Origin of the sequence: Sulfolobus islandicus Y.N.15.51, assembly GCF_000022485.1 — an archaeon.
Classification (GTDB): Archaea; Thermoproteota; Thermoprotei_A; order Sulfolobales; family Sulfolobaceae; genus Saccharolobus; species Saccharolobus islandicus.
Genome location: NC_012623.1, coordinates 2,638,977 through 2,664,663, shown reverse-complemented (window position 1 = coordinate 2,664,663; position 25,687 = coordinate 2,638,977). Strand labels below are relative to the sequence as shown.

General features: G+C 34.2%; 26 protein-coding genes. 13 read left to right on the top strand and 13 right to left on the bottom strand.

Annotated elements, in window-relative coordinates; genetic code table 11:
* Window positions 1-51 precede the first annotated feature (51 nt).
* Window positions 52-2,130: an ABC transporter substrate-binding protein gene (locus tag YN1551_RS14415; protein ID WP_012718198.1), complete on the top strand. Its 2,079-nt coding sequence runs from the start codon at window positions 52-54 to the stop codon at window positions 2,128-2,130.
* Window positions 2,131-2,181: 51 nt separating this feature from the next.
* Here YN1551_RS14415 and YN1551_RS14410 read toward each other — a convergent pair whose 3' ends face one another.
* Complete coding sequence (locus YN1551_RS14410; protein WP_012718197.1) at window positions 2,182-3,054, bottom strand: ABC transporter permease; 873 nt, start codon at window positions 3,052-3,054, stop codon at window positions 2,182-2,184.
* Between the two features lie 75 nt (window positions 3,055-3,129).
* On the opposite strand from YN1551_RS14410, the gene YN1551_RS14405 reads away from it, so the two are divergent.
* From YN1551_RS14405 to nagA, 3 genes are read left to right on the top strand one after another with little or no spacing between them, the layout of a single operon-like run.
* On the top strand, window positions 3,130-4,089 hold the full coding sequence (locus tag YN1551_RS14405; protein WP_048052400.1) for an ABC transporter ATP-binding protein: 960 nt from the start codon (window positions 3,130-3,132) through the stop codon (window positions 4,087-4,089).
* Complete coding sequence (locus YN1551_RS14400; protein WP_012718195.1) at window positions 4,070-5,053, top strand: ABC transporter ATP-binding protein; 984 nt, start codon at window positions 4,070-4,072, stop codon at window positions 5,051-5,053. Before YN1551_RS14405 ends, YN1551_RS14400 begins: the two co-directional genes overlap by 20 nt.
* On the top strand, window positions 5,037-6,128 hold the full coding sequence (nagA, locus tag YN1551_RS14395) for an N-acetylglucosamine-6-phosphate deacetylase (protein WP_012718194.1): 1,092 nt from the start codon (window positions 5,037-5,039) through the stop codon (window positions 6,126-6,128). Before YN1551_RS14400 ends, nagA begins: the two co-directional genes overlap by 17 nt.
* A gap of 75 nt (window positions 6,129-6,203) precedes the next feature.
* Here the strand turns inward: nagA and YN1551_RS14390 are convergent, their stop codons facing one another.
* Complete coding sequence (locus YN1551_RS14390; RefSeq protein WP_012718193.1) at window positions 6,204-8,189, bottom strand: glycoside hydrolase family 116 protein; 1,986 nt, start codon at window positions 8,187-8,189, stop codon at window positions 6,204-6,206.
* Here YN1551_RS14390 and YN1551_RS14385 point away from each other — a divergent pair.
* The gene (locus YN1551_RS14385) at window positions 8,184-10,538 is read left to right on the top strand and encodes a M1 family metallopeptidase (protein WP_012718192.1); all 2,355 of its coding nucleotides are present in this window, start codon (window positions 8,184-8,186) and stop codon (window positions 10,536-10,538) included. The two genes, YN1551_RS14390 and YN1551_RS14385, sit on opposite strands and share 6 nt — an antisense overlap.
* A gap of 1 nt (window position 10,539) precedes the next feature.
* Here the strand turns inward: YN1551_RS14385 and YN1551_RS14380 are convergent, their stop codons facing one another.
* Window positions 10,540-10,932, bottom strand: coding sequence for a hypothetical protein (locus tag YN1551_RS14380; RefSeq protein WP_012714591.1), 393 nt, complete (start codon window positions 10,930-10,932; stop codon window positions 10,540-10,542).
* Between the two features lie 82 nt (window positions 10,933-11,014).
* Between YN1551_RS14380 and YN1551_RS14375 the strand changes: the two genes are divergently transcribed.
* Window positions 11,015-11,770, top strand: a complete 756-nt coding sequence (locus YN1551_RS14375) for a hypothetical protein (protein WP_012714590.1) — start codon at window positions 11,015-11,017, stop codon at window positions 11,768-11,770.
* On the opposite strand, the gene YN1551_RS14370 is transcribed toward YN1551_RS14375, so the two are convergent.
* The 7 genes from YN1551_RS14370 to YN1551_RS14340 are packed head-to-tail and all read right to left on the bottom strand — an operon-like array spanning window position 11,759 to window position 18,913.
* A complete protein-coding gene (locus YN1551_RS14370; protein WP_012714589.1) occupies window positions 11,759-13,279 on the bottom strand; it encodes a hypothetical protein in 1,521 nt (506 codons plus the stop codon). The two genes, YN1551_RS14375 and YN1551_RS14370, sit on opposite strands and share 12 nt — an antisense overlap.
* A gap of 33 nt (window positions 13,280-13,312) precedes the next feature.
* Window positions 13,313-15,289 (bottom strand): type II secretion system F family protein, encoded by a 1,977-nt coding sequence (locus YN1551_RS14365; protein WP_012716828.1) that lies wholly within the window; start codon window positions 15,287-15,289, stop codon window positions 13,313-13,315.
* Complete coding sequence (locus YN1551_RS14360) at window positions 15,282-16,874, bottom strand: type II/IV secretion system ATPase subunit (protein ID WP_012718191.1); 1,593 nt, start codon at window positions 16,872-16,874, stop codon at window positions 15,282-15,284. The genes YN1551_RS14365 and YN1551_RS14360 overlap by 8 nt, the downstream gene beginning before the upstream one ends.
* The gene (locus YN1551_RS14355) at window positions 16,871-17,290 is read right to left on the bottom strand and encodes a COG1361 family protein (RefSeq protein WP_012718190.1); all 420 of its coding nucleotides are present in this window, start codon (window positions 17,288-17,290) and stop codon (window positions 16,871-16,873) included. The genes YN1551_RS14360 and YN1551_RS14355 overlap by 4 nt, the downstream gene beginning before the upstream one ends.
* 27 nt (window positions 17,291-17,317) lie before the next feature.
* Entirely contained in the window at window positions 17,318-17,707 is a 390-nt protein-coding gene (locus YN1551_RS14350; RefSeq protein WP_012718189.1) for a hypothetical protein, read from the bottom strand.
* A 2-nt stretch (window positions 17,708-17,709) separates the two neighbouring features.
* Window positions 17,710-18,126: a hypothetical protein gene (locus YN1551_RS14345; RefSeq protein ID WP_012718188.1), complete on the bottom strand. Its 417-nt coding sequence runs from the start codon at window positions 18,124-18,126 to the stop codon at window positions 17,710-17,712.
* A gap of 58 nt (window positions 18,127-18,184) precedes the next feature.
* The gene (locus tag YN1551_RS14340) at window positions 18,185-18,913 is read right to left on the bottom strand and encodes a zinc ribbon domain-containing protein (protein ID WP_012714584.1); all 729 of its coding nucleotides are present in this window, start codon (window positions 18,911-18,913) and stop codon (window positions 18,185-18,187) included.
* A gap of 145 nt (window positions 18,914-19,058) precedes the next feature.
* Here YN1551_RS14340 and YN1551_RS14335 point away from each other — a divergent pair, with 145 nt between their 5' ends.
* Both YN1551_RS14335 and YN1551_RS14330 read left to right on the top strand, forming a co-directional pair.
* Window positions 19,059-19,301 carry a DUF504 domain-containing protein gene (locus YN1551_RS14335; protein ID WP_012714583.1) on the top strand — a complete coding sequence of 81 codons (243 nt, stop codon included), beginning with the start codon at window positions 19,059-19,061 and terminating at the stop codon, window positions 19,299-19,301.
* Window positions 19,302-19,360: 59 nt separating this feature from the next.
* Window positions 19,361-19,612, top strand: a complete 252-nt coding sequence (locus YN1551_RS14330; protein ID WP_012718187.1) for a hypothetical protein — start codon at window positions 19,361-19,363, stop codon at window positions 19,610-19,612.
* Here YN1551_RS14330 and YN1551_RS14325 read toward each other — a convergent pair.
* On the bottom strand, window positions 19,596-19,943 hold the full coding sequence (locus YN1551_RS14325) for an ArsR/SmtB family transcription factor (RefSeq protein ID WP_012714581.1): 348 nt from the start codon (window positions 19,941-19,943) through the stop codon (window positions 19,596-19,598). The genes YN1551_RS14330 and YN1551_RS14325 overlap by 17 nt on opposite strands.
* Window positions 19,944-20,038: 95 nt before the next feature.
* On the opposite strand from YN1551_RS14325, the gene YN1551_RS14320 reads away from it, so the two are divergent.
* The 4 genes from YN1551_RS14320 to YN1551_RS14305 all read left to right on the top strand — a co-directional run bounded on the left by YN1551_RS14320 (window position 20,039) and on the right by YN1551_RS14305 (window position 22,656).
* The gene (locus YN1551_RS14320; RefSeq protein ID WP_012718186.1) at window positions 20,039-20,233 is read left to right on the top strand and encodes a transcriptional regulator; all 195 of its coding nucleotides are present in this window, start codon (window positions 20,039-20,041) and stop codon (window positions 20,231-20,233) included.
* Window positions 20,234-20,246: 13 nt separating this feature from the next.
* On the top strand, window positions 20,247-21,608 hold the full coding sequence (merA, locus tag YN1551_RS14315) for a mercury(II) reductase (protein WP_012718185.1): 1,362 nt from the start codon (window positions 20,247-20,249) through the stop codon (window positions 21,606-21,608).
* A gap of 140 nt (window positions 21,609-21,748) precedes the next feature.
* A complete protein-coding gene (locus YN1551_RS14310; protein WP_012712537.1) occupies window positions 21,749-22,117 on the top strand; it encodes a hypothetical protein in 369 nt (122 codons plus the stop codon).
* A gap of 137 nt (window positions 22,118-22,254) precedes the next feature.
* A complete protein-coding gene (locus YN1551_RS14305; RefSeq protein ID WP_012718184.1) occupies window positions 22,255-22,656 on the top strand; it encodes a CBS domain-containing protein in 402 nt (133 codons plus the stop codon).
* Here YN1551_RS14305 and YN1551_RS14300 read toward each other — a convergent pair.
* Window positions 22,653-24,428, bottom strand: a complete 1,776-nt coding sequence (locus YN1551_RS14300) for a S9 family peptidase (RefSeq protein WP_012716822.1) — start codon at window positions 24,426-24,428, stop codon at window positions 22,653-22,655. The genes YN1551_RS14305 and YN1551_RS14300 overlap by 4 nt on opposite strands.
* Before the next feature lie 75 nt (window positions 24,429-24,503).
* Here YN1551_RS14300 and YN1551_RS14295 point away from each other — a divergent pair, with 75 nt between their 5' ends.
* Window positions 24,504-25,334: a M48 family metallopeptidase gene (locus tag YN1551_RS14295; protein ID WP_012712534.1), complete on the top strand. Its 831-nt coding sequence runs from the start codon at window positions 24,504-24,506 to the stop codon at window positions 25,332-25,334.
* A 3-nt stretch (window positions 25,335-25,337) separates the two neighbouring features.
* Here YN1551_RS14295 and YN1551_RS14290 read toward each other — a convergent pair whose 3' ends face one another.
* Window positions 25,338-25,658: a GYD domain-containing protein gene (locus YN1551_RS14290; RefSeq protein WP_014513264.1), complete on the bottom strand. Its 321-nt coding sequence runs from the start codon at window positions 25,656-25,658 to the stop codon at window positions 25,338-25,340.
* Window positions 25,659-25,687: the final 29 nt, after the last annotated feature.

The following is a 25,687-nucleotide window of genomic DNA, read 5'->3' as shown; positions in this document are numbered from 1 at the left end:
ACCATTAAGGTTTAGGCAAAGTTTATAAATGGGAAAATACAAATAATATCTATGCGAAAGGAATTAGTATTAGAACTAGGGATAATATTCTCAATATTTGTAATGCTTTCTTCAATGAGTGGTATATTGATAGCCAGTTCAGCATCTTCTGTATTCCCATCAACACTTTACCTAGGATGGTATAATTCCAACGTGGGAACATTTTCCTCATTTGCGACATATAACCCTAATATATTCGCGGGAGGATTAGGTGGGGCTTTTTACGGTTTACTGTACGCATATTCTGCTTTAATTAACGTTACTAACGGACAAGCAATTCCAGTGATAGTAACTTCTTGGAACTTCTCCCCCTCAAATTGGCAACAAATTTGGCAGACTAAACCAATAAATGTCACATTAGTTATTAGAAATGATACTGGATGGAGTAATGGGCAACACCTAACAGCTTATGATCTTATGGCAACGTGTTTAATACTAGATATGTTTGGTGCGCCTCCATTCCCAAATTACACTGTAGTTAATAATTATACGCTGATAGAAACTTGGCCCAATGATACCTTATCACCAATATTATTTACTAATACACTAATTAATACGGTAGGCTTAGGGGAAGTTGCTATTATAATACCCTATCAGGTTTGGAAACCTATAATTGCTCAAATACTAGGTAATTGGACGAAAATACAAAACACTAGCAATATGAACCTTGCGCGACAGATAATTAAGAATATTCGATCAGAAATTACTCATTTTAGACCCAATCCTACAACATATCCGTATAGTGGTCCATTCTACCTATCACAACTGTCATCTAATGAAATAGTACTGAATAAGAATCCCTATTACTATAACGCCAAATATATACCATTTAACCAAATAGTAGTGTATCAATATGGACAAGCAGATTTAGCAGCAGCTGCAATAACTGGGGGCCAAGTTTCTCTGGACTGGTCGGGTTTGACTGGATTATCACCAACCCAACTAGAGAGTTTGCCAACTACGCTTGAGGTTATCAAAATACCTCAACCCTTCGGTTGGGGTTTGGCATTCAATTTGAAGAATCCTTGGCTAAGAGACTATCAAGTTAGGGCTGCAATTGCATATATTCTAAATAGGACTGCAATAGCAGCAGTGGGTGGTCCTTTAACAGCACCAGTTACCATCCCTAATGCAATTCCCAACGTGTCATACTATTCATTCATGGCATCTCCGCAATACTATTCATCGTTAAATCCATATAATATAAATTTAACGAAGGCTGCGCAACTACTTGAAAGTGTAGGGTTCTATCAGAAATCTGGAATGTGGTACACTCCTAACGGGACACCATTTACTTTAACTATAGGTGCAGGTGCGCCACCAACACAAGCCTTATCTATGATGGAGGAGGTTCAGAAAGAATTACAACAATTTGGAATTAATGTACAATTACATATATATACTGTAGTTAGCCAGTGGCATCAAGCATGGCAAAATGGTACTGGCTACGATTTATGGTTTGAGAATTGGGGTAGTTCATATTCTCCGGGCACTGCACCATGGAGTTTAGTGCTTTCATATTTTGGAGGATACCCATGGAATGTTACCCAATGGAATGAAAATCTTACACTTCCTAATGGTACTGTAATTGACTTCCATAAATTACTCGAGGAAACTGAGTCTCCTAATAGTACACAACAGCTAATACAATCTAATCAGCAGTTATCATACTATATGAACCAATATTTACTTCCAATTTTACCTCTAGTTGAGATTGAGAATTACGTCATCGTCAATCCTTCACTTCTTATTGCAGCTCCACCTGCCAATTCATGGATATGGTCGGAGGCACAATACGGTATAGGTGGTACTGCAATGATGCAAGCTCTAATAGATTATTGGTATGTTCCATTATACAAGAGTACCATAGTTACTGCAACTACGACCTCTGTGACTACAACTACTGTTCCTACTACTTTAACTACGACAACCACGTCTGTAGCTACGACAACCACTTCTGTGGTCACTACTTCTGTGACTACAACTACAGTTACAACGACATCATCTTCAATTATTCCAATTGTTGCTGCTGTAATTATTATCATTATCGTTATTATTGCAATTGTGGTATTCTTGATGAGAAGGAGATAGAGAGGGTTATAATATAAAAAAGTTATTTGATTTTTTAACACTTTTCATTTATTATGATCTTCTTATCCTAGGATTAGATATTTCATCAATTCCGTAACTTAGCAATATTAGACCACTCATAAAGCCTACAATTGCAAGTGTGGGAAAGGCTAGATAATATATTGCCTTCCCACCTAGAGCTGCTCCATAGGAAAGTGCTTGTTGTATCATTGCTCCCCAATTATTTGGGTTATAGGGTAATACTCCCAAGTAGTATAATCCTACTTCCGCGTAAACCGCGGCTTCTACGTTAAATATATAGTGTATTATAATATATGAACCCAAGGTTGGAACTACTTCCCTAAATATGATATACCCCTTAGACAATCCCAATACTCTTAATACTTCTATTGTCGGGGAATTTCTAATTACTAGAACTTGAGATCTTACAGCTCTAGCTAATCCAGCCCAACTAGTTATACTCAATATCAGAGAAAGGATAATTAGATTACTAGTCTTGAAAGCGCTTACTACTACAATTAATAATATTATACTAGGTAAAGTTAGTACAATATCAGTTATTCCCATGAGTATATCATCAATTATTCCACCTAGATAGCCTGCCACTATCCCTACAGCTATCCCTATTAGTGTAGCGAATAGGCCAGCTAAGAAACTTACCTCAATTACTGACTTAGCGCCTTGAACGATTTGCACTAATATGCTTTCAGCAAATGGACCAGTCCCAAAGATTAGATAAAAGTTTGATAATTGTGGTGGCATGAATATAGTAGTTGAGCTAGGGTGTAAAGAGTACGTCCTAGGAAATATAATTTCTCCAAACACTGCGATTAAAATATAAAATACAGTTATAATAAATCCTGCCCTAGATTTTTTGTTCTTCCATACAAGCTGGAAATACTCGAATAATTTATTCTGCATCATAATATAAATTTGCTTCACACCCTTTTATTTTCTAGAGAAGAAAAATCTATAAGTAACAAAAGCTATATACATGTTATGATATTAGAAGTTTATAATCTGAATGTGATTTATGATGAGGGTAATAACAGGATTGTAAGGGCGGCAAATGATGTCAGTTTTGGAGTTGAAAAGGGTGAAGTTCTTGGAATTATTGGTGAAAGTGGCTCTGGTAAGTCTACACTCATTAGCGCTATACTTAGAGCTATAAGACCCCCAGGTAAAGTAGTCTCTGGGAAAGTAATCTTTAGTGGTATTGATTTATTTGCTATTCCTATAGACGAGTTTAGAAAATTATTGTGGAAAGAAATTTCATATGTCCCCCAAGCTAGTCAGAATGCCTTAAATCCGGTTTTACCGGTTAGTGAGACTTTCTATTATATAGCAATGAGTCACGGAGAAGCAGATAAGAAAAGTGTAATTGAGAGAGCAAGGGAATTATTGAAATTAGTGAGTTTAGATCCTAATCGTGTTCTTAGCATGTATCCATTCCAATTATCTGGTGGTATGAGACAGAGGGTTATGATAGCGTTAAGCCTTCTCCTAAATCCTAAGTTAATATTAATGGACGAGCCGGCAAGTGCGTTAGATATGCTTAATCAAGAATTATTATTAAAGTTGATAAAAACTATAAATCAAGAATTAGGAGTTACAATAATTTATGTAACGCATGATATACTTAATATAGCTCAAATAGCTAATAGATTGTTGGTTATGTATAAAGGCTATGTCATGGAAGAGTATAAAACTGAGGATATCATTAAAAATCCATTAAACCCATATACATCATTATTAGTGTCCTCGATTCCTTCCTTAAAAGGAGAAGTGAAGATCATCAACGTTCCCTTAGAGGAATCATTAGTGTTAAAAGAAAAAGGTTGTCCTTTTCTAAGTAGGTGTCCCAAAGCTTTCGGAAGATGCAAAGAAGAATTACCGGAGATTCGTTTAGTAAGAGATAGAAAGGTAAGGTGTCACTTATATGGGTCTAATGGAGCTTAAGAAAATTTCAGTAGTTTTTGAAGATAAGGTTGGATTGTTCAGAAAGCGGCGATTCCATGCTTTAAAGGATATATCTTTGAGCATAAATCAAGGGGATCTACTTATAGTATTAGGTGAAAGTGGAGCTGGTAAAACTACTTTAGGACGAGTAATTGTCGGTTTACAAAAATCAACCTCTGGTGAAGTAATTTATGATGGATATAACATCTGGAAGAATAAGAGAAAAATATTTAAGAAATATAGAAAGGATGTTCAACTAATTCCTCAAGACCCCTACTCAACACTTCCCTTTAATAAGACTGTGGAAGAGATCTTAACAGCTCCCATATTACGTTGGGAAAAGATCAACAAAGATGAGCTAAGAAAGCGTTTAGTTAACTTATTGGAATTAGTAAAATTGACACCTGCAGGGGAGTTTTTGAGTAAATATCCCCATCAACTTTCAGGCGGACAGAAGCAAAGGCTTAATATAGCTAGAAGTCTTTCAGTAGACCCTAAGATAATAGTTGCCGATGAACCCGTAACTATGGTTGACGCTTCTTTGAGGATTGGTATACTAAATACACTAGCTGAAATAAAGAATAGACTCAATCTCACAATGGTGTTCATTACTCATGATATCCCAATAGCCAGATACTTTTATCATCTATTTAACAAGGGTAATGCAATAGTAATGTTTGCTGGTAGAATTGTAGAGAGTGGAGATTTGGAGGAAATACTGAAGGACTCATTACATCCTTATACAATGGACTTGATAAAACTTACACCATCTATCGATAACCTATATAGGGAAGTGGACGTTAAGATAAATTACGAAAGGGTAGAAAAAGGATGTCCGTATAAGTTAAGATGTCCATTTGCAATGGATATATGTAATAATGAAGAGCCTGGATTATTTAGATACTCCCATGACGTTGCTTGTTTCCTATATGGCAAGGTGAAGGAAAGTGAACAAGTGCATTAGAGGGTTAGAGATAATAACACCATTAGAAAGTTTTAGAGATGATATAATAATATCCGGTGGAAAAATAAGAAAAATTGGAAGTGAAGTATGTAATGAGGAAATAAAGATAGAGAAAGGCAAGTATGTAGTACCTGGGTTAATTGACATTCACACCCATGGTATAGGAGGAATTCTAGTGAATGACGTTAAGAGTGTTGAAAGTTATGAAAAATTGACAAAATACTACTATTCACATGGCGTAACGACTTTCATTCCATCTACAATTTCTGAGAATGTTGAAAAATTGATTAGCATAGCGGGAATTCTGAATGAAGCTAAAAGTATTGGAATACACCTTGAAGGACCTATAATGAATCCGAATAGAGCTGGGGCACATAAATTCTTCACTAGATTCAATGAAAGAATTTTAGAAATTTCGAAACTATTTAAAATTAAGAGGATTACTGTAGCACCCGAGATTCTGAGTGATAGAGAATTGGAGACCCTCGTAGACAACTTTCAGGTTTCTTTAGGTCATACAGATGCTAACTCAGATGATACCAGAAGAGCTATAGGCTTTGGTGCATCATCAGTTACGCATTTGTTTAATGCGATGAGGCCATTTCATCATAGAGACCCTGGAATAATTGGTGTATCGTTGACTTCTCCAATATACACTGAAGTAATACCAGATTTAGTGCATGTTAATGAAATTACAATAAATATTATAAGTAAGTTAAAAGGAAATAATACAATATTAGTATCAGATTCCTTACAAGCTGCAGGGTTAGGCGAAGGTGAATTTTTACTTTATGGCGAAAAAATTATCTGTAATAAGGCTTGTTTTGAAGGTAATAACAAGCTTGTAGGTAGTAACATAACTTTAGATGAAGGTGTAAGAAGGGTTAGTAAAGTTGTTGGATTGAAAGAGGCAATTAAATATGCAACGTATTCTCCAGCATCCTTACTTAACATAGATGATATAGGACAGATATCTAGGGGCTATGTTGCAGATTTAGTTATATTGGACGAAAACCTTAACGTGTTGATGACGTTAAAAAGTGGCAGTGTAGTCTTCTCAATTTTTAAAAAATAATTATAAAAACTAAGGATTATTCACTGATATTGTACAAATCCATCATAATATTCATACATTATTATTGAATATTTTTTAACGTAGCTTATCCAAAGCTAATTTCACTAGCCAAACCGAAGTACTTCCTATATATGACATTAACCCTACATACTTTCCTTCTATTGCGTCTATTCTAGAAGATTGATCAAAAGGGTTGAGCTCCTTAATCGTTTCCCATTCCCTTTTCGCTACTTCCATTCCCTCCTTAACCATACCCCTTAATATCATATGTGCCGCTACTGCAAAGGAAACTCTAGGCCAACATGATCTAAGTTGACCTGTTGAAGTATCTATGTCTCTATCTTCCTTCACTGCATTGGTTAAACAGTATTTAGAAGCTCTAAAGTTCAGCTCATAAATACTTCTCAAAGCTGTGTTTATCTTATCATTATCAGTAATAGGCGGTAATCCCAAAATATCACACCAGAATTGACCTAGTAATTGTGAGTTTAGGCACGATCTGTTTTCCTCATCGTTCTTCTTCCACAAAACGAAATATTTTCCATTCCATAATGAGTTAAATGTCTTCTTGCCACACTCTAAAAATCTATAATATTTAGTGTCAATCTTAATGTCTAGTATTTCAGATATTTTAATAAATGCAGCTAGTGCTGAAAGGAACATTGATGCAACATAGGATGAGGCTCCATACATATGAGTTCCATCATAAGAATTGTCGTAACCACCCTTTGAGTCAGGTATACAATCGTTATCCATATCCTTTCTTATGAGCCAATCAATTATCTCCTTTATTTTATTATAATTTTTCTCTAAAATTCCCCTATCAGAAGTAAATATATAGTCTCTGTATAGCATTAAGACTAAGGTTGGTCCCAAGTCAGTCCACCAATATGGATATGACGCACCGTAAATTGGATCTTCAATACTTTCCTCTCCGATATCATGGGGTGCTTCCCCATTATTTATATAGTTCACTAAATGATTGTCGGCTGATATCACTAAATCTCTATAAAGCTCTAAAAGGGTAAATCCGAGGCCGTCAAAGGTCATAGAACCAATGGTGTTCATTAATTTACTAATGTAAGGATCTTCATATACGGCAAATCTGCCATCTTTAGTTAACCAAGTATTTGAGGTTAGGATGTACAAACTATTTACCAAAGCTTCCTTTAGCCACTCTACTTTTTCCTCTATACCTAAATCTGGTCCTAACTTAAGAGTGTATTCTGCAACATCTATCGAATCTTTAAAGAAGTTCTCGTAGTAATGCCCATATGGATAATGATGAGGTCTTCCGTTGAAAAACCATGAAAGGATAAACGTTTCTTCTTCATTCACATCTTTATATATGATACCCCCTATTTCCTCTCTAGCATAAGGTCTTATTATATATTTTTCATCATATTCTTCCAAATTATAAAAATAGGTGATATCTTCAGTCATTCCAACCTTAGCTGGCTTATAGTAGGCGAAATTTGTTATAACCTTACAGCCAACACATCCCAAGAAAATTTCTCCATAAGCAGGATCGGAGTTTAAGGCTTTTTCATTTCTCATTATAACACCATTTAACTTTCCCTTATAGCCCTCATTTGTTCTTCCAGCTCTCTTACTACCAACTATATTTGGATAAGAAATTGCAAATCTTCCTTTTCCTTTTATTTTAAACTTTAATGCTGGGAGAGAAGAATTCTTAATATCATTTTTCCTTAAAATTGAATATACTTCTATTTCAGCAAAAGGCGTTGAATACTTAATAACTGGGAACTCTACCGACATCTCCATATCCTTAATGTAAGTATATCGAGGGGGTGTTTCCACGTTTTTTCCAGGATTAGTTTGAAGAAAAATAGGTTCCCCATCTAGAAATGTTAATATGTGAAAACCCCTTATTCTTCTAAGTGGATTTGACCAGTTGTTTAGAATAGTTATATCATCAATCGTAAGATCTGGGTAGAAGTTTATCTTCCCTGTCCCTATTCCACCTAAAGGTACACCAAAATACTTCTCTATCTTCATCACTAATTTTTTATTTACACTTCTATTTATATAGGTATGCATAACGTGGAGAAGTACGAAATTTTTCTGGATTTTAATGGATATGATTATGAAGGCATAGAGAAAATATACCTTACCTCAAACGAAGAAAAATTAGAGCTTGATAGTCTCGATCTCGAAATAGAAAGTGTGAAATCCGATGGTAGAGAGGTTAAATTTGAAGTAAAAGGTGAGAAATTAATAATTTATGATAAGGTTGAAAGAGAACTTGAAGTAAGGTTTAAAGGAAAAGCTTCTCGTGATTCGATTTTGGGAATTTATGTTGCTCCATATAATGGCAAAGGGATGATTACAACACAGTTTGAGGCGATATATGCTAGAAGATTTATTCCATGTTTTGATCACCCTGCAATGAAGGCAAGATTTAGATTAAGTGTTAGAGTGGAGAAGGGATTAAAGGTAATATCGAACATGCCAGTTGAGAAAATAGAAGAAGATGCAAACGGTAAGGTAATTTATCATTTTCAAGAAACTCCTAGGATGTCTACATATCTGTTATACTTAGGAATAGATGATTTTGAGGAAATTGCAGATGACTCAAAGAGACCTACCATAATATTGGCTACAGTCCCTGGAAAGTCGATGAGAGGACTATTCGCAATTAACGTTGGCAGAAAGGTTATCGAGTTTTACGAAAAATATTTCGAGATACCTTATCAATTACCGAAAGTTCATTTGATACAAGTTCCGGAATTCGCAGCTGGGGCTATGGAGAATTGGGGGGCAATTACTTTTAGGGAGACTGCTTTATTGGCTGATGATTCTTCTTCTGTTTATCAGAAGTTTAGGGTTGCTGAGGTTGTTGCTCATGAGTTGGCTCACCAATGGTTTGGTAACTTGGTAACTTTAAAGTGGTGGGACGATTTATGGTTAAACGAGAGTTTCGCAACATTCATGAGTTTTAAGAGTCTAAAGTATTTATTTCCACAATGGGATAGTGAAGGTCATCTTATTTACGGCGAAACTTTAAGCGCGCTAGAAGATGATTCCCTAACTACTACACACCCAATAGAGACACATGTAAGGGATCCACATGAAATCGAGCAAATGTTTGATAATATTAGTTATGGTAAGGGGGCTAGTATTTTGAGGATGATTGAGGCTTATGTTGGTGAGGAGAATTTCAGAAGGGGTGTAGTTAATTATCTAAATTCATTCAAATTTGGCAATGCAGAGGGCAAGGATTTGTGGGATTCTATTTCCAAGGCGGTTGGGCAGGATATAGGGGAGATTATGGCTGATTGGATTACAAAACCCGGTTACCCTGTAATTTTTGTCAACACTTATGGTAACTCCGTTAGGTTTTCTCAAAAGAGATTTATGCTTCTTGATAGTGAGTTAAATGAGACGTACAAGGTTCCACTTACATATGAGATTAACGGTAAATTTAGCACTCTCCTTTTAGATAAGGAATTCACTGAAATAAGGTTAGAAGAGGGCTTGAAGAGTATTAAGGTTAATGTAAATAGGACTGGATTTTATAGGGTGCTTTATGATTCTCTTGATTTAGCTTTCTCGTCCAAGCATAATGTTTATGAGGAGTTAGGGCTGGTTAACGATTATTGGAATTTCCTATTGGCTGATTTGATAGACTCAAGGATGTACTTTGATTTACTTAGCAGATTTACAAATACTTCTAACTCTTTCGTATCAAGGGAGATTACCTCACAACTTCTAACATTATTCTATCTATTTAAGAAACATTACGGAAAAGATTTTCTAGTTAATCAAGTGAAGATATTTAGGAAATTTAATGATGATTTAGGCAAATTAGCGTACTCAGCAATTATTAATGCTTTAGCTACAACTGATGAAGAGTTTGCATTAGGGTTATCTACCCTATTTGATCAATATGAAAATATAGATAGTAACATGAAAGAGGCTGTTGCAATAGCTTATGCAATAACCACTAACGATTTCAATACTCTTCTAGAAAAGTATAAGAAGTATACCATAGATGAGGAGAAGAATAGAATGTTGAGTGCAATTTCTTCACTTCGTGACCCATCAATTGTAAACAAGGTTTTCTCATTAATATTTAATAGGACTATAAAGACTCAAGATACTAGATTCGTTATATCTTCACTAGTACATAATCCACATATAAGGGAGGAAGTATGTGAGTATCTGATAAATAATTTTGATGAAGTTAAGAAATTTATAAATACGGTTTATGGAGGTCCTTGGGGTTTAGGTTCTATAGTTAGGAGTATGTCATTTTGTGGTGTAGATAAACCTAGAGAAATTATAGACTTTCTCGAAAAGGTGAAGTTTAAGGAGATTGAAAGGCCTATCAAAGAATCTGAAGAAAGGATAAAAATATATTCTCGATTAAAGAAGAAGATGCCATAAATTATGATCTTTGTACTATTTCATCTATTTTTTTCATAAGCTGTGATTCAACATGTTTGTTCCATAACATTTCCGGTACGTCAACTACTAGGAATAATTCAGATAGTAAAAGTGTTTCTACTGCAGTTATTGCCAAATTCTTTATCCAACTGCCTACTCCTGCAATTACCTTAAGACCTTGAGGTGTATTCTCAAAAGTAAACGTTAAAGCTCTATCTGCAGCGATTATGTCTCTTAATATTCCACCTTTCTGTGCTTGAACTATTGCCTTATTTCCCTCTACTTTTTGTTGTACTTTCCATTTATCGCTATTTAGGTAAGATACAAACTCATTAACTACCTTATTTAAATCAACTTGTTTAGGATATGTTTTTTCTTTTTTAAAAGGATTCATACTATAAATGAAGACACATTATATAAAAGGTTTTCCGTAAGTCGCATATAATTTTTTATTTTTAATATAAAATAAGTCGCATGTGTCAGATGAACTAATAGTTTTATCGTTCATAGCTTCGATTATGGTTATTATCATAGTCTTAATCCTTTACTATATAGAGAAGATAAAAACTTACGTTGGAGTCTTCTTCATTTACTTTTCCCTCGTAATGATGATAACTATGTTCATTGGGGCATCAGTTTATTTAATCTCTCCATCAACCTTATGGTTGGCAATAGCGTTTGGTATAAACACTTTCACAATGATACCCCTAATTGTTTATTTTTTATTAAAAGTAAGTAAATTTTCAAATACAAAGTTTAATAGAGAAAGACTCCATATTGTCATTTTCTCACTGCTATTAGTATTGAATGAAATATTAATGGGATCTACTTTCGGTATTGCTCAATTTGGTCCATCCAAGTTTTCAACGCTATACTATGCCTTCTACTACTCGATAAATAGCTACTGGTTTTTCTATCCCATGATGGCTGAGATGCTGGTTTTATATTTATTGCATTATTTAAGGGGGTTAACGTATAGAGAGGTTTTCCCATTAATTGGAGTAGCTGCTTTTCCACCAACTGCATTTGATTATCAAGATTGGTTTTATTCAGCTCTCATATTCTCACTAGGCTTTTCTGTATTTGGTATCATGATTTCAAAGGATCTTTGGAGATATGTCTACTCCGTCCTAGCGGTATGTATCTTAATTCTCTTTTTTAATACTATAGCTTATGATGTAGCAATAATTACCTCAATGATCCTATACTATATAAATTTATTAAGGAGGTAAATTTTCTCCGACTATTTTCCCATTAACTATGATAATAAAGAATGGAATGATCATTGGCGAAGTATAGCCATTAATATTCAATATACTTTCGTTTGTTGGAATTACAATAGGTAGATTGTAACTATAGAAGGTATAGTTTGGTAAGTTAGCCGTACCATTAAACATTATTGAAAGGGATACATTAGTCAATGAAAAATTGAGTACAAATGGAGGGTAATATGAGATAACGTTGTATGTAACGTTCATAATTATTGGCAAGCTAGTTAATTGTTGTGAATTGTTGTAGGCTATCCTAAAAGAGGAGATTGTATTGTTTAAATTGTGGTTATCCATGACGTTTATTGTTATGTTTATTGGCAAATAGCCTAAGTATGTAGTAGAACCTCCGATAAGGATGGAGTTTAAACTATTATTATTGGCGTAGTTTATCATAAAATCGTAATAGTAGTAGTAAATATTACTAGTGCCAGTATAAGCTATATTAACGTTTGCTTTCGGCTTAATCCATAATTGACTATAGTATCCTATTCTAATATATCCAGAACTTTGATTGGTAACATTGTAAGTGTATAATATCATGCATAGTGGGACATATCCGTTACTGACTTCGTGGATATTAATTTTGTAATTACTAAGGAAGTTTACTGGACCATAAGTGTAATAGAAGTATGTAGTATTGTAGGAGATATTGAAAGACCCAATACGTACAGAGTCTTCATCTATATTTCCATAGACCTCACCAATCCAGTAGCCATAACCTAAGTAAATGAGGTATGTTTCATTATTCTTGGCATCAATAACCTTTACTGGGGTTACATTTTCAAAATAAGTAATATCAACCTTGTAAGAATCATATGGTATTGGAGATTCTACTGGAGGGAACGTTTCATTGTATAATGGAGGTGTTGAGTCAAAGATTAATTCATCACTCGTAATGTTTTTAGGCCCTATTAACTTCTCATTTATTGTCTTTATGGATAGTACACTCTCATTTCCTATGGTAACGACGGTATAATTCTGGTTATATTCATTTGGTAAAAGCGTTTTAACTGAGGGTGGAAATAGGGCTAAGGAGAAAGAGTTTCCCGTATTGCTTACAAAACTTATTTGCCCACTAGTGATATTTGGTCTAATTACTATTGCATCTCCCGGACTCAAAACTACTCCATATCTAGTTAATGAACCATTGGTAAAGATCATCAAGTTTTTGACTGGGAATGTGTAAGTCTGTCCGTTAAATGTGGTTTCTAAAATGCTTTGAATATTGTATATCCCCTCAGTATCTAGTATATATACATGAGGTATGAAGGAAATTGTTATGTTTTTTAACTCTTCTACAACCCAATAATAACCTACTTTAGCCTTACTTAGCTTTTCGGTATTTATATTACCTTGAACATTATAGAATTGTGTAATATCATCATGGTTTAATATTATTACACCAGCTAAAATGGAAAATAGTAGTATAACCGCTAGAGTTATTGCAAGTAACCCTAAACTATCTTGCATTAATAAAATTACGGAAAGAGAAAATATAAACGTTTATATCGAGAAGAATCTCAAGATTATTGGTTCTAATACGCTAAAGAAGTGTATTGAGAGTAATGCGAGGACTAACCCAATTAACGGCATTATCATGTATTGTACAGTACCATATAGTGCTTTAGCTACCAGTAATCCTATGGCGAAAGTCGACATTAAAATGAATATGAACATTTCAGCTAGGATAAACGAAGATAAAATAAATTGGGTAATTATGTTTGGGAATTGAGGTACGCCCAAGGTGCTTGCCGGTAAAGTTACTACTGTGAATGAGCTAATGATTACAATCGCTATAAGTATAGTGGCAATTAGGAGGATAGGTGTCAGAATTCCTAAAACTTGATAGGCTCTCATCCTTGAGAATGCTTCTCTCTTGGATTGTATAAAGTTAAGTGTAAATTCAGTTAGATATTCTAATAGATCTGGTCTTACTGCACCGCCCTCTATCAATATCTGAACAGTGGTAAGAGAGAACTTGCCTAACCAGCTTCTAGTGTTTATTTTAGCTCTAGTTATTGGAATCCCCATGGAATCTTGTTTTACTATCTCGTCTAGAACCCTATTAAACTCCCTTCTATATTTCTTTTCCCCAGCCAATGTTTTAATAGCCCTACTTAGATCGTAACCTATCTTTCTGAACTCTGTAATATCTCTCAGAAATTGCGGTAGTGAGTTCTCTACGTCATTAATTTCTCTTATTTGGTTGTACATGAATATTGTTGAGGTTATAGAGAACACCAATAGTCCTAAACCAATTGCGTAATATATTTCATTAAGAAGTATTTCAACTGTTCCCGCTATTAGAAGTGCAGCAAGAAAGGCCATTAGCAGCTGTATCTTGTTAAGACCTATATTATCCATATATCGAGGTCTATTGCTAGTTGTAATTGTGTATAATATTGTACCAAATAATATTGGTATTACAAGCAAGAACGATATAACTGCACCATTTGTGAAGAACGCTAATACAATTAAGAACATGGGGAAAATGAGGAATAGGATTACTATTAATTCTCCTAGGAATGAGGTTCTTTCTGAGTAAAACCTCCAACGAAACTGGAGCCAATTAAGAAACTCTCTAGCCTTTTGAAAAAGGTATGCTTCAATATCGCCACCACTCCTTATAATCGAAGTATAACCTGCCAAAAACCAAGAGTAATCTCTATTAAACGTTAATCGAGCTCTATGCTCTAAAGCGTCAAGTGGAGATTTTCCGAAGAAATCTATATCTCTTATAATGAGCAATGCTTCCTTTTTCATAGCTTTAAATAATGGAAACTGCACAATTTTTCTCATTCCCTCATATATAGTCGTACCGCTGGCGTTAATGATAGTAATTAAGGTCACAAAGAAAGGGATCTCATCTTGGATGCTGTCTCTTACTTCCCTAGCCCTACTTTTGTATTTCTGTTCTGGATAAAAGATAAAAATGAACGGAAAAAGTAATAATAGAAATGGTAGTGGAGACAGTAATATTATACTTAGTGCTAGTGATATCGGTATTACGAGAAGTAATGAGATCAAAAAATATGCGACGTATCTAACACCGACTTCAGTAGGACTTTCCAAGTCAGCACTTGCGTTAATATACCTCTTAGTACGCTCGCTTATCCAATTTGCTATGAAACCTAATCTACTGCTTGTAATTATCCTAGACTTCAGAATAGTTGATAAAGGAACACCCTCTTCATATTCACTCCTTATCCGTGTTAAATTTATTGTAAAACTTATACTTAAAATAACTATACCACCAATAAATAGACCTAAAAGCGATGCTTGAAGGACAAATAGAAAACCTAATGCGTCTCCAAGAGCTACTGAAGGGTTGATTACTATATATTGAAAGAAACTAGAAATTACGTATAGAATTCGTTCTCTAAATAACGTAATGATTAAATCTAGTAAACCCGCTAGTAAAACTAGAAACAAGAAATCATATGAGATTATGCTAGCCAATTTAATTCTTCTTTCAGCCACCCCTATCACCATTTATATAATATTTAACTAACTCTTTTGCCAATGCGTCGTAGTCGTAAACTCCCCTTTCAGCAAGCCCCCTTATTAATAATAGTCTATTTTCTATCTCCTTATACAACTTATCCTTACTCCAGCCTAATAATTCTCTAGCTTTTTCCAGCTGTATGCTACCAATTTCTTTTGAATTATTGGGAAGGAAGCTCTTCCTTTCATAATCATATTTAAATACTTCCCTAAATCCGTTTCCATCATTTTCAACAATAGATATTATTTTCCTATTCATCTTTCTATTCTCGGTTTCAATTCTCTTTATGATTGCAATCACTGAAATTAGCTGTTTAAATTGTAACGATAGATCTTGACCCAATAACCCACTAATTCTAGTTATTAAGTCAACGTGATTAGACCCATGAAATGTTGTGAGCCCACCATGACCACTGGCAACAGCTTGAACTAGCCATTCTATTTCTTTCCCTCTTACTTCCCCTACTATAATGTAATCTGGTCTATATCTTAAGGAGAGTCTGACTAGTTCATAATAACTGATATCCTTACTCCCTTCATAGTTTGAAGGTCTAGTATAGAATTGTATCCAATATTTGTGAGGTAATTTTAGCTCCGGTGTATCCTCAATCGTTAAATATTTCGCTAATGGATTAAGTAGCATTAATAGTGAGTTTAATGCAGTGGTCTTTCCGCTACCACTTGGGCCTACGAGAAATGTAAATAGCTTAGCCTCGGCAATTATCCATAAGTAAACTGCCATTAGCTCGCTTAATGTACCATACTTGTAAACCAAGTCAATAATCGTTAGAGGCTTTTCTGGGAATTTTCTTATATTAAATGTCGTTCCTCTACTTATTTCCTCACCGTAACTCACTGCAACTCTATGACCTTCGTGTAACATAAAATCTTGTAATGGTGTAGCTGTACTTACGCTTCTCCCACCTAAAGATGCTAACCTCTCTACTATTCTCCTAACCTTCAACTCACTCCCTAAAATGATATTAGTCTCCAATCTAGGCCATTCACTATGTCTGCTATGGACTACTGAAATTGGTGTCGTTGGGGATACTAGTTCTATCTCTTCGATAAAAGGGTCACTCATTGGTACTTGTAGGACTGAATATTTTATCTCTCGAGTTATATAGTACATATATTTCTTTAAGTTTCTCTTTACGTCACCTACTACTCCTAATTTAGCTGAAATTTTCAATACATCTTCTTGTAGTTTTTCCACGTCAATTTGTTTATTAGAAACCACAGTTGTGGGAGAATATATTAAACCGTCAAGAATCGCTAATAAGATCTTTTCTTCTCTCTGATCAAGCTGAGGTTCGTTTACTAAATAGTAACCAATCCCCTCTTTTTCGACAATGTAAACTTCAACGTCAAAGTTTTTTAGAGAATAGTGCTCTACGATATTGTGATTTTCCAAGCTAGCTCTAAGAGATATTATTCCCGATTCATCAATCGATTGTAGATAATAGGATAATTCTTCAAATTTATTATGTGATTTCTTTTTACCAATAAGTACCATATACCTATTTAAAAAAATAAAAATAAAATACTTTATTGTAGTCACTCATCAATAACTTCTACCGATGTAGCATAGGTTTGTCCGTTATTGTACTTAACAATCACAGTAATAACGTAATTATTGCCTTCAATTGCTTTAGGTACAGGTAATGTAAAGGCATATGATTGCCCAGGAGGTATATTTAAACTAGAATTAGTATAGTTCGATATAACCGTACCGTTATTTTGAGGATGTACTTGAATTGTAATACTGGTTATATTACTAGCTCCTTGGTTTATTAAATCTCCAGTTATAATCCCCCCAACCATTTGGACATTACTTATACTTAGTCCAGTAGTGATCATACTATGCCTAAGTACGCCAAAGAAGTAATAACTGACAAGGCTAACCGCAGCTATTGCAACTAATATTAACAATACAGTAACTAAAGCGTTTTCTAAGCCTTTTTTATACTTTTGCATAATGATATATCTATTATTTCTCCTTTTTTACTTTTTCCCAGAAGGTGGCGCAATATAGAAACTATTTCCATAAGATGTTATGATAACATACCCATTAGCAGACTTAACGTGTATTATCACGTTAGTATTGGGTGGTACTGTAATGTTTTCGGGTACAATCGTCACATTGGTTCGATTTATTAATAATATAGCAACAATCTTAGTCACTACCGAGCCAGAATTATATATTGACAAAGAATTGTTCACATATCCTATTAATAAATTCTCTTTAGCCTTATTTGCAAGTATTTGAGAGACTTGTAAATATTCTTTTTGTAAGCTCATATATGAGGTACTTAAATATAGTACTAAGCCTATTGTTGCAAGTGTTAAGAAGAAGATTACTATCATCGCAATTATGGAAGCTTGCCCCCTCATTTTCAAGCCTCCAATTGTATCAAGTTATTGTTAGAGGTTTGTATTATTATGTTAGTAGTGTTATCGTAGACCTCTATTACGTAAACAATTTGCGGATATAATATCCTAACGTTTGTATTGGTAGTGTTGTATATTATAAACTTCACCATTGTGTGATTAACGTAAATCTTACTAACGTTAATTGGTATATTTCCTATGTTCTCTACGTAAAAATAGGAACGATTATCAGTCTGATGGTAATAAACAACGCTAACCATTTGCCCAGTTGCAATGTAATAGTTTTTTAGTTCTTGGGATAAGCCATATTGGTTAAGGTTTACTACGTGAAGATAATAAATAGAAACTATTGCTATTGCAATTAACGTAACTAGAATTAGGAAAACAACTGTTATTGCTTCAGAAATACCTTTTACATTCATCACTTAAATACAATGGATCTACTCACTTATAATTATTTTCCTAATTCAGTGGGAAAAATCAACTTATGTCCCTTACCATGATGTAGGTTAAAATTGCAGTGTATGGTATGGTGAATATATTTACAATTGGTATTAAGCTAAGTAAAGATCCAACTAAAATTACTGCAGATGCTGCACCGTCTACATTAAATGCTCTTGAGTACCAATTTATTGCCTCGGTTAAACTCATAGGTCTATTAAGTACAGTTGCTGACGAAATTATGAAAAGTGGTATTCCAGCTAGTCCTAATACAATCCAAAGAACTCCCAAAAATCTAGTAAATCCTAGTAATAGTCCCAAGATTACTAATACTATAATAATACTAGATAACTTACTTAAGGTATTCATGGCGTTACCAAATGCACTACTTGTATTTGGCTTAATTCCCCTAGCAGAATCCTGAGCCATGAAAGTGGTCGTATGAACCGTAATACTGAAAATTAGTGCATATACAATTCCTAATATTACGCTGAAAATTAGTGCAGTAACTAAAGCAGCAGTTGGTGAAATGAAGAAAATTCCACCAGTTATTGCAGCTAAAATACCAGCTAATACTAGTTCAATTATTAACATGATTATAGGAGGTAATATGAGTGAAAGGTTTTTGGTGAAAATATTGAATGCTGTAGTTAGCCTATCAGGTTGTAATGGACTTGGAGGTTGAGGCGAAAGAGGATAACCGCATTTTACACAATAATTTGCATCATCCGGATTTACGTATCCACATCTAGGACAAATTTTAGGCATTAGTAATCACTCATTTAATCAAGTATAATAACTCTTACTAATATTTTATCAGGTTTGCGCCCGGTAATTCACCAATCATTTCGGCGGGACAATATGTTTTCTCCTCATCTATAAATACTTTAAACTATAGGTCATATAAAATCTTATGAAAATAAAGGATGCTGTAAATATGATTAGATGGGAATATAGGGAAAAGATTGATGATTATGTTATTATAATTATAGATAGACTAACTGAAAATGGATTAAAAGAAATTTCATTTAGCGAACTAGATGCTGTTGATAATAATTACTTGTATTTAAAAAGTGAAGAGAATACTGTGATTCCACTCCATAGAGTACTTATGATTAAAAGAAAGAGCGATAACGCACTGATTTGGAAGCGTTGAGGTTAACTGTTTTTCTTTCTTGATAAAGTTTTTATTGTTCTTTTCGTATATGATCATTCATGAGTAGTAGAAAAATTATCCCTACTAGGTTACCAGTAATTTGGGGTAATGAAAATTTACCAGGGTTACCACAAATTTCACCTACAGCTTACGAAGAAATAATGCTAAGATGTAAAACATGTAATCAGATTGTATCAGTTTCCAAAGCTCTTGAGCATCAATTAATGCATAAGAATAAGGGAGAGGAAGCTTGCTTCACAGTTGAGACAAGCCAACCCAAACGCATATGGTATTCTAACGAGATAATTTAACTTGACCTTTTTCTTCTGCTAGAACATCACAAGATAGGATAGACTGGCTGTATTTTTTGACGTGATTTATGGATAGTTTTATTACCTCAATTATTTCTGGGCTTGACATAGAATAGTACGAAAACTTACCATCCTTTCTGACTTTAACTATTCCGCAATTTCTCAGGCAAGCCATATGATGAGATATTAAAGATTGTGATTTGCCCAGAGATTTACTTATTTCATCTACAGTAGCTTCTCCCTTATCCAATAAAAAGAGCACTATTCTTAATCTAGTCCCGTCTGCTAGGGCAGAGAATAGCGATTCCAATTCATTTGTAAGAGGTTCCACATTTTTATAATGTCAATAGGCTAAAATAAATCTTTCTATGAACATGTGTTCATATGAAAAAGATTTTTATATTAGTCAATCAGAAGTGTAAATAGGTGAATCAGATGGTTAATTTGAGGTTAAATCTAAAGCAAGACGAGTTAAAATGTGAGAATTGCGGTGCTAAATTATCTGAAGATGAGATATATGTAAGGGAAATCAATAGTAAAGAACATTACTTTTGTTGTTCTCATTGTGCTGATAAATATGAGGCTAGATTTAAGGAAGCTGATAGATCCTCATGTTGCTAGAAAGGGATAGATAATGGAAGATCTGGTGATTATAGGTTACGGTGCAGCTGGATTCGCGGCGTTAATAAGAGCAAATCAACTCGGAATAAAGCCAGTAGTTGTAGGTTATGGAGAAATAGGTGGAACTTGCGTTAACGTAGGATGTGTTCCATCGAAGAGAATGTTGAGGATAGGTGAGTTGTACAATAATTCTTCAAAAATAGTAGGAAAAAAGCTATTTCCAGAATTTTTTCAAGCCTTTCAAGACAAGGCTGAAATAGTGAATTCGCTACGAAAGGAAAAATACGAGGATGTGATAAATTCATATGATGTTAAATTAATAATTGGTAAAGCGCATTTCATTTCACCTAACGCGATTAAAGTAAATGGGGAGACAATAGAGGCTAAAAAGTTTATAATAGCCACAGGTTCTTCTCCCAATGTGCCTAACATCAAGGGTTTAACTGAAGTTGGGTTTTGGACTAATGTCGAAGCCTTATCACCAGACAAGACAATATCATCCTTAGCTATTATAGGAGGAAGGGCTTTGGCGTTAGAGTTTGCGCAAATGTATAAGAGACTAGGAGTTGATACCATAATTCTTCAAAGGAGTGAAAGAATATTACCAGATTGGGAGCCTGAAATTTCCCTTTCCGTTAAAAACTATTTAGAGAAGAATGATAATATTCCGATTTTTACAAACGTTAGGGTTAAGGAGGTTAGAAAGGGAAATGGGGGAAAGATAGTAGTTACGGATAAGGGTGAAGTTGAGGCTGACGAAATTCTTTTGGCAACTGGAAGGAAGCCTAATGTGGAAATGAATTTAGATGCTGCAGGAATAGAGTTAAACGATAAGGGAGGCATAAAGGTTAATGAAGAACTAAGAACCTCAAATCCTAATGTATATGCTGCAGGAGATGTAATTGGTGGTCCTATGTTGGAAGCTCTAGCTGGCAGACAAGGTTCAATTGCAGCAGAGAACGCAATAATGAATGTAAAAAGAAAAATTGATATGAGTAGTGTGCCCCAAGTTGTATTTATAGAACCCAATGTGGCTAAAGTTGGTCTTACTGCATTAGAGGCAATGAAAGAAGGCTATGATATAGATCATAGGGTCGTTAAGATGAATAATATAGCTAAGGCGAGAATATTAAGGGAAGATTATGGATTAATAAAGATGGTTATAGATAAGAAGTTTAGGAATATTTTAGGTGTCCAGATGTTTGGTAAATACGCTGCAGAGGTGATAAATGAGGCGGCGTTAGCGGTTAAATTTAGGGCTACAATAGATGATTTGATTGATACAATACACGTCTTTCCCACAATGGCCGAGAGTTTGAGAATAGTAGCGCTAGCTTTTACCAGTGATGTTAGTAAAATGAGTTGCTGTGTCTAAGTGATTCCTTTTCTTTTTTATATAATTAGTTGTTCTATTGGTTAAGTGATTAAGAAAAATTCTCCGTATAGTAACACGTTTATTTCTATGTAAGTTATGAAGATAAAAGTTTAAATACTATAAACAGTATAAATAGGACTATGCGAGAAGTTAAGAAATTATATGAAGATGAAGAAGTCGAGGAGATAGCCCTACATATAAGTGATGAAGAGATAGAAATTATAGATCACAGTGGAGTTGTTAAGGGGAAAATTTCATCTAAACAACTTGCTAAGAAAGCTTTAGAGAAGAGAACTTTAAAGTTTAGAATTAAGGAGGCTGTAAATACAAAAATTACAAATGAAGATGAGAAATCTTTACCAAGTTTAAGAGAATTATACTTTGATCCCCACATGTTAATATATGGAAAGAGGGCTGAGGAAGTAAAAGGCTCCGGTTACGTATGTCCAGTATGCGGAATTGAAATAGACGAATACGGCTATTGCGGTTGTGGTGCGGGGTCAAGCTAATCTATATATATATTTTTCCTTATATAAAATACCCTTTTTCTTTATATATCCTTTTAAACTTTTTTCTTATGAGGTATATCTGTTAAACACTGTTAATGATAAATAAAGTTTAAGTTGTAGAAAGAGAAAAATAATCTATGAAACTTAAAGACGTTTTCAATAATACTAGACCTATAAAAATTACCCGACATACTAGTCTTTCCGAAGCGTTAGAACTCATGGACAAACAAGGAATCCGGTTTGCGCTTGTAATAGACAATAGTAAAGGAGATGATGTCATAGGAATAGTGACTAGGAGTATAATTTTAAGGTCACTTGCGAAAGGAGTCTCACAAAATGAACCGGTATCAAAAGTTATGATAAAAAATGTGATTACTATAAACGGAGAGGAGGATTTGATAGATACTTTTATGTTCATGGTGAGGAACAATATCACTCATTTGTTAGCTATTAATGAAACAGGAAAAATAATAGGCGTAGTCTCACTGAGGGACGTTCTTACCGCCATAAATAAGGAGTGTGAAAAAGATATTGATTAGAGTAAATATTTACTAAACCATTCTAATTTAGTCTTTAGCCTATCTATCATATTCTTTGGCTTCCCTCTTCTGGCATGTTCATGACTGTCACCTTGATATCTTACTAACGTTGTAGGGACTCCCTGCATCTTTAATGCAACATAAAATTGTTCAGCCTGTTCAATCGGACATCTGTAATCTTCTTCACCATGAATTAACATGGTAGGTGTTTTAACGTTTTTCACATAATAAATTGGCGACATTTTCATTAGTTTCTCTATGCCTTCAGTACTCCATGGATCAGCAATCCCAGATTCGATAGCATTAAACCAAAAACCTATATCACTAGTACCACACATGCTAATTAGATTCGATATACTCCTTTCACTAATTGCAGCCGAAAATATATTAGTCTTCGTTACTACCCAATTGGTCATAAAACCCCCATAAGAACCGCCAGTAACACCAAATTTACCTTTTAAACCATATTTTTCCTTAACGGTATTCACGAAGTTTATTAGATCTTCGAAATCCTTTCCACCCCAATCACCCACACAAGCCTTAGCGAATTCCTCCCCATATCCTTGGCTACCTCTAGGATTTGCATATATTACGTTAAACCCATTATCTACGAAGAACTGGAATTCTATAAAATAGCCATAGCCATATGCCATATGTGGTCCCCCATGAATAAATAATATTGTTGGTGCATTAGGATCTCTAACTATACTCCAGCCCTCAACTTCCATTCCGTTACTGTTTATAACAATTTTCTCTGGAGTATATCCTTTAACGTTGGGGTTTGGATCATATTCTATATCTCTATATTTTAATATTACCGGCTTTTCTGGAGTAGAATAGAAGTAAGCTAACTCGCTATTACTATAATCAAATCCTCTTACCATTATATTTCCACTAGTTACCTTGTCTACTTTATTGTCAGAGATTTGATAAATATGTGATGTACCTCCCTCTTGACCTAAGGAGAGTATTAGATCCTTTTCGAATACGATCTTATCCTTTATACCATCAAATAAATCAGTTAATACTTTATTTCCGCAAGTCTTTCCGCAGATGTAACTCTTTCCTTCTTCTGGTAGCATTATTTCGAGAGAAGCCCATGGGGTTAGTCCTTTCCTATGTCCTAAAAATGCTATTTTTCCCTCGCTGTTCATAGCGATTGCTTGTACAGTTCCATCCTCTTTCGTTATTCTGTTTAACTCCCCAGTTTCTATGTTCACCTCATACAAATTTCCTAATCCATAATCATCTCCATCCTTAGTTGCTGAAATTACAACCCTACTACCGTTTGTAGCTAAATCTGTAACGTCAAAGTTCCCAGTAACGAGCTTCCTCAAATCTTTACCATCAAATAAATAAAGTGATTGCCTAGCTCTCAATAAGCCTCTGCTATCAAACCTATATTTTATCTTCTCGGCTCTAAACGGCAATGTCTTATCTGTGTTTTCCTCTGCTATCACTAATATTCCCTTATTATGGAATTCATATTTCGATATTTTACCAGAAAATGTAAATATTACTTTCGGCTCGCCATAGAGTTGCGCTTCAAGTAAAGAGGATTTTGTCTCTTCATTTCTTATAAAGTAAAGCTTATCGTTATCGAACTTTGGCGAGGATTCACTTCCTTGAAATGTTATCCTCTTAAGGTTCAAATAAATTGATGACTTGTACTTATCCTCCTCTATCCATGTCTCTACGTGAAATAGTTTTCCCTTCTCTATTGTTATTTCAGGTATTAATTTAATCGAATGGTAGTAGTCTTCTGGTTTCATAATGTTAATATATTGCTTTAAGTAATAACTTTGATTATCTTATCGTTTTATAAACTTTTGTAGCTAGTAATATGTGTGTACTCCATTACCACATATTGGTGGAAATATTATCTAGCATCCTTCTTCTCTATACTAGTAATTGGTATAGTAGTATCATCCTTAAATGTAAGCATACCCTATTTCTTTCTAATTCAAATAGGGCTAGTGTTTAGTCTCTGGTACCTCATTTCCCCAATTATAATGATCCTTGTATTTAAGATGAGAAGAGCTTCTCAAGATATTATCTTGATAGTAGAGGATCTTTCAAAGAAATTTAACGTTAAACTGTCCAAAGTCTACATTATAAATGATAATTTCCTTAACGCTTTTGCCTTTGGCAATATAATTTTTAGAGGAATAGCAGTTACTTTACCGCTGTATGAAAGTCTAACCCAAGAGGAGTTAACTGCAGTTCTCTCTCATGAAATTGCCCATATAAAAAATTATGATCCAGAAATTATGTTACTTACGATATTTTCCATAAATTCCATTTATGCAACATTTATTTATTATCTGCCTTTAATTTCCTTATTTTTCCTTATAATATACTTTGTCATCTTATTACCCTTAGTCTTTTACGTGCATAGGAAAATAGAAAGGAGGGCTGATTTAACTGCAGTAAAGGTAAATCCTGAGATAACTTATTGGCTGGAAAGTTCCTTAATAAAAATTGGATATTTAAGTAGAAGTATTCCTACCAACATGCTAAGATATGTTCTCCCAATACAGATACTCTTGGCTAAGGAATTTATTCTAAATAATATTGTTGATAAAAAAGGCGTTTTCTCATTTAGAACTCATCCGTCTCTAAAAGAAAGATTACTATATTTATCTCAATATGAAAAACAAAAAATGTATTATATTTGAAAGTTACTTCTTTTCATGTGGATGACCAATAGGTGGCGTAGTCTTAATAGCCCTTATCGCTTCATCAACAGAAATTGCTAAATAGGTCTTTGTCCTTACGGTACCTCTGCTATTCAATTCTATTAAGGCTTTAAGGAACGTTTCAACATTATCCACTTCTACTATATTAATGAAATCTATGTCACCAAATACTACATATTGTTCCTTTACCTTCGCCCCTATTTTAGCCAATTCCTCATTCACCTCTTTTATTCTTTCTGGCTTATCTGCTATAGTCTCAGCTCCCTTATCGGTGAGGTTTGAAAGAACTATGAATATTACCATTATCATTATACTCCTTCTTAAAAAATATA

Excerpts from the sequence above, each read along its gene's own strand:
- YN1551_RS14350 (WP_012718189.1), bottom strand. The coding sequence starts at position 17,707 with ATGAGGGGGCAAGCTTCCATAATTGCGATGATAGTAATCTTCTTCTTA.
- YN1551_RS14355 (WP_012718190.1), bottom strand. The coding sequence starts at position 17,290 with ATGCAAAAGTATAAAAAAGGCTTAGAAAACGCTTTAGTTACTGTATTG.
- YN1551_RS14370 (WP_012714589.1), bottom strand. The coding sequence starts at position 13,279 with ATGCAAGATAGTTTAGGGTTACTTGCAATAACTCTAGCGGTTATACTA.
- YN1551_RS14410 (WP_012718197.1), bottom strand. The coding sequence starts at position 3,054 with ATGATGCAGAATAAATTATTCGAGTATTTCCAGCTTGTATGGAAGAAC.
- YN1551_RS14340 (WP_012714584.1), bottom strand. The coding sequence starts at position 18,913 with ATGCCTAAAATTTGTCCTAGATGTGGATACGTAAATCCGGATGATGCA.
- YN1551_RS14385 (WP_012718192.1), top strand. The coding sequence starts at position 8,184 with ATGCATAACGTGGAGAAGTACGAAATTTTTCTGGATTTTAATGGATAT.
- YN1551_RS14345 (WP_012718188.1), bottom strand. The coding sequence starts at position 18,126 with ATGAATGTAAAAGGTATTTCTGAAGCAATAACAGTTGTTTTCCTAATT.
- YN1551_RS14290 (WP_014513264.1), bottom strand. The coding sequence starts at position 25,658 with ATGGTAATATTCATAGTTCTTTCAAACCTCACCGATAAGGGAGCTGAG.
- YN1551_RS14310 (WP_012712537.1), top strand. The coding sequence starts at position 21,749 with ATGCGAGAAGTTAAGAAATTATATGAAGATGAAGAAGTCGAGGAGATA.
- YN1551_RS14300 (WP_012716822.1), bottom strand. The coding sequence starts at position 24,428 with ATGAAACCAGAAGACTACTACCATTCGATTAAATTAATACCTGAAATA.
- merA (WP_012718185.1), top strand. The coding sequence starts at position 20,247 with ATGGAAGATCTGGTGATTATAGGTTACGGTGCAGCTGGATTCGCGGCG.
- YN1551_RS14380 (WP_012714591.1), bottom strand. The coding sequence starts at position 10,932 with ATGAATCCTTTTAAAAAAGAAAAAACATATCCTAAACAAGTTGATTTA.
- YN1551_RS14405 (WP_048052400.1), top strand. The coding sequence starts at position 3,130 with ATGATATTAGAAGTTTATAATCTGAATGTGATTTATGATGAGGGTAAT.
- YN1551_RS14330 (WP_012718187.1), top strand. The coding sequence starts at position 19,361 with ATGAGTAGTAGAAAAATTATCCCTACTAGGTTACCAGTAATTTGGGGT.
- YN1551_RS14335 (WP_012714583.1), top strand. The coding sequence starts at position 19,059 with ATGAAAATAAAGGATGCTGTAAATATGATTAGATGGGAATATAGGGAA.
- YN1551_RS14415 (WP_012718198.1), top strand. The coding sequence starts at position 52 with ATGCGAAAGGAATTAGTATTAGAACTAGGGATAATATTCTCAATATTT.
- YN1551_RS14305 (WP_012718184.1), top strand. The coding sequence starts at position 22,255 with ATGAAACTTAAAGACGTTTTCAATAATACTAGACCTATAAAAATTACC.
- YN1551_RS14400 (WP_012718195.1), top strand. The coding sequence starts at position 4,070 with ATGGGTCTAATGGAGCTTAAGAAAATTTCAGTAGTTTTTGAAGATAAG.
- YN1551_RS14390 (WP_012718193.1), bottom strand. The coding sequence starts at position 8,189 with ATGCATACCTATATAAATAGAAGTGTAAATAAAAAATTAGTGATGAAG.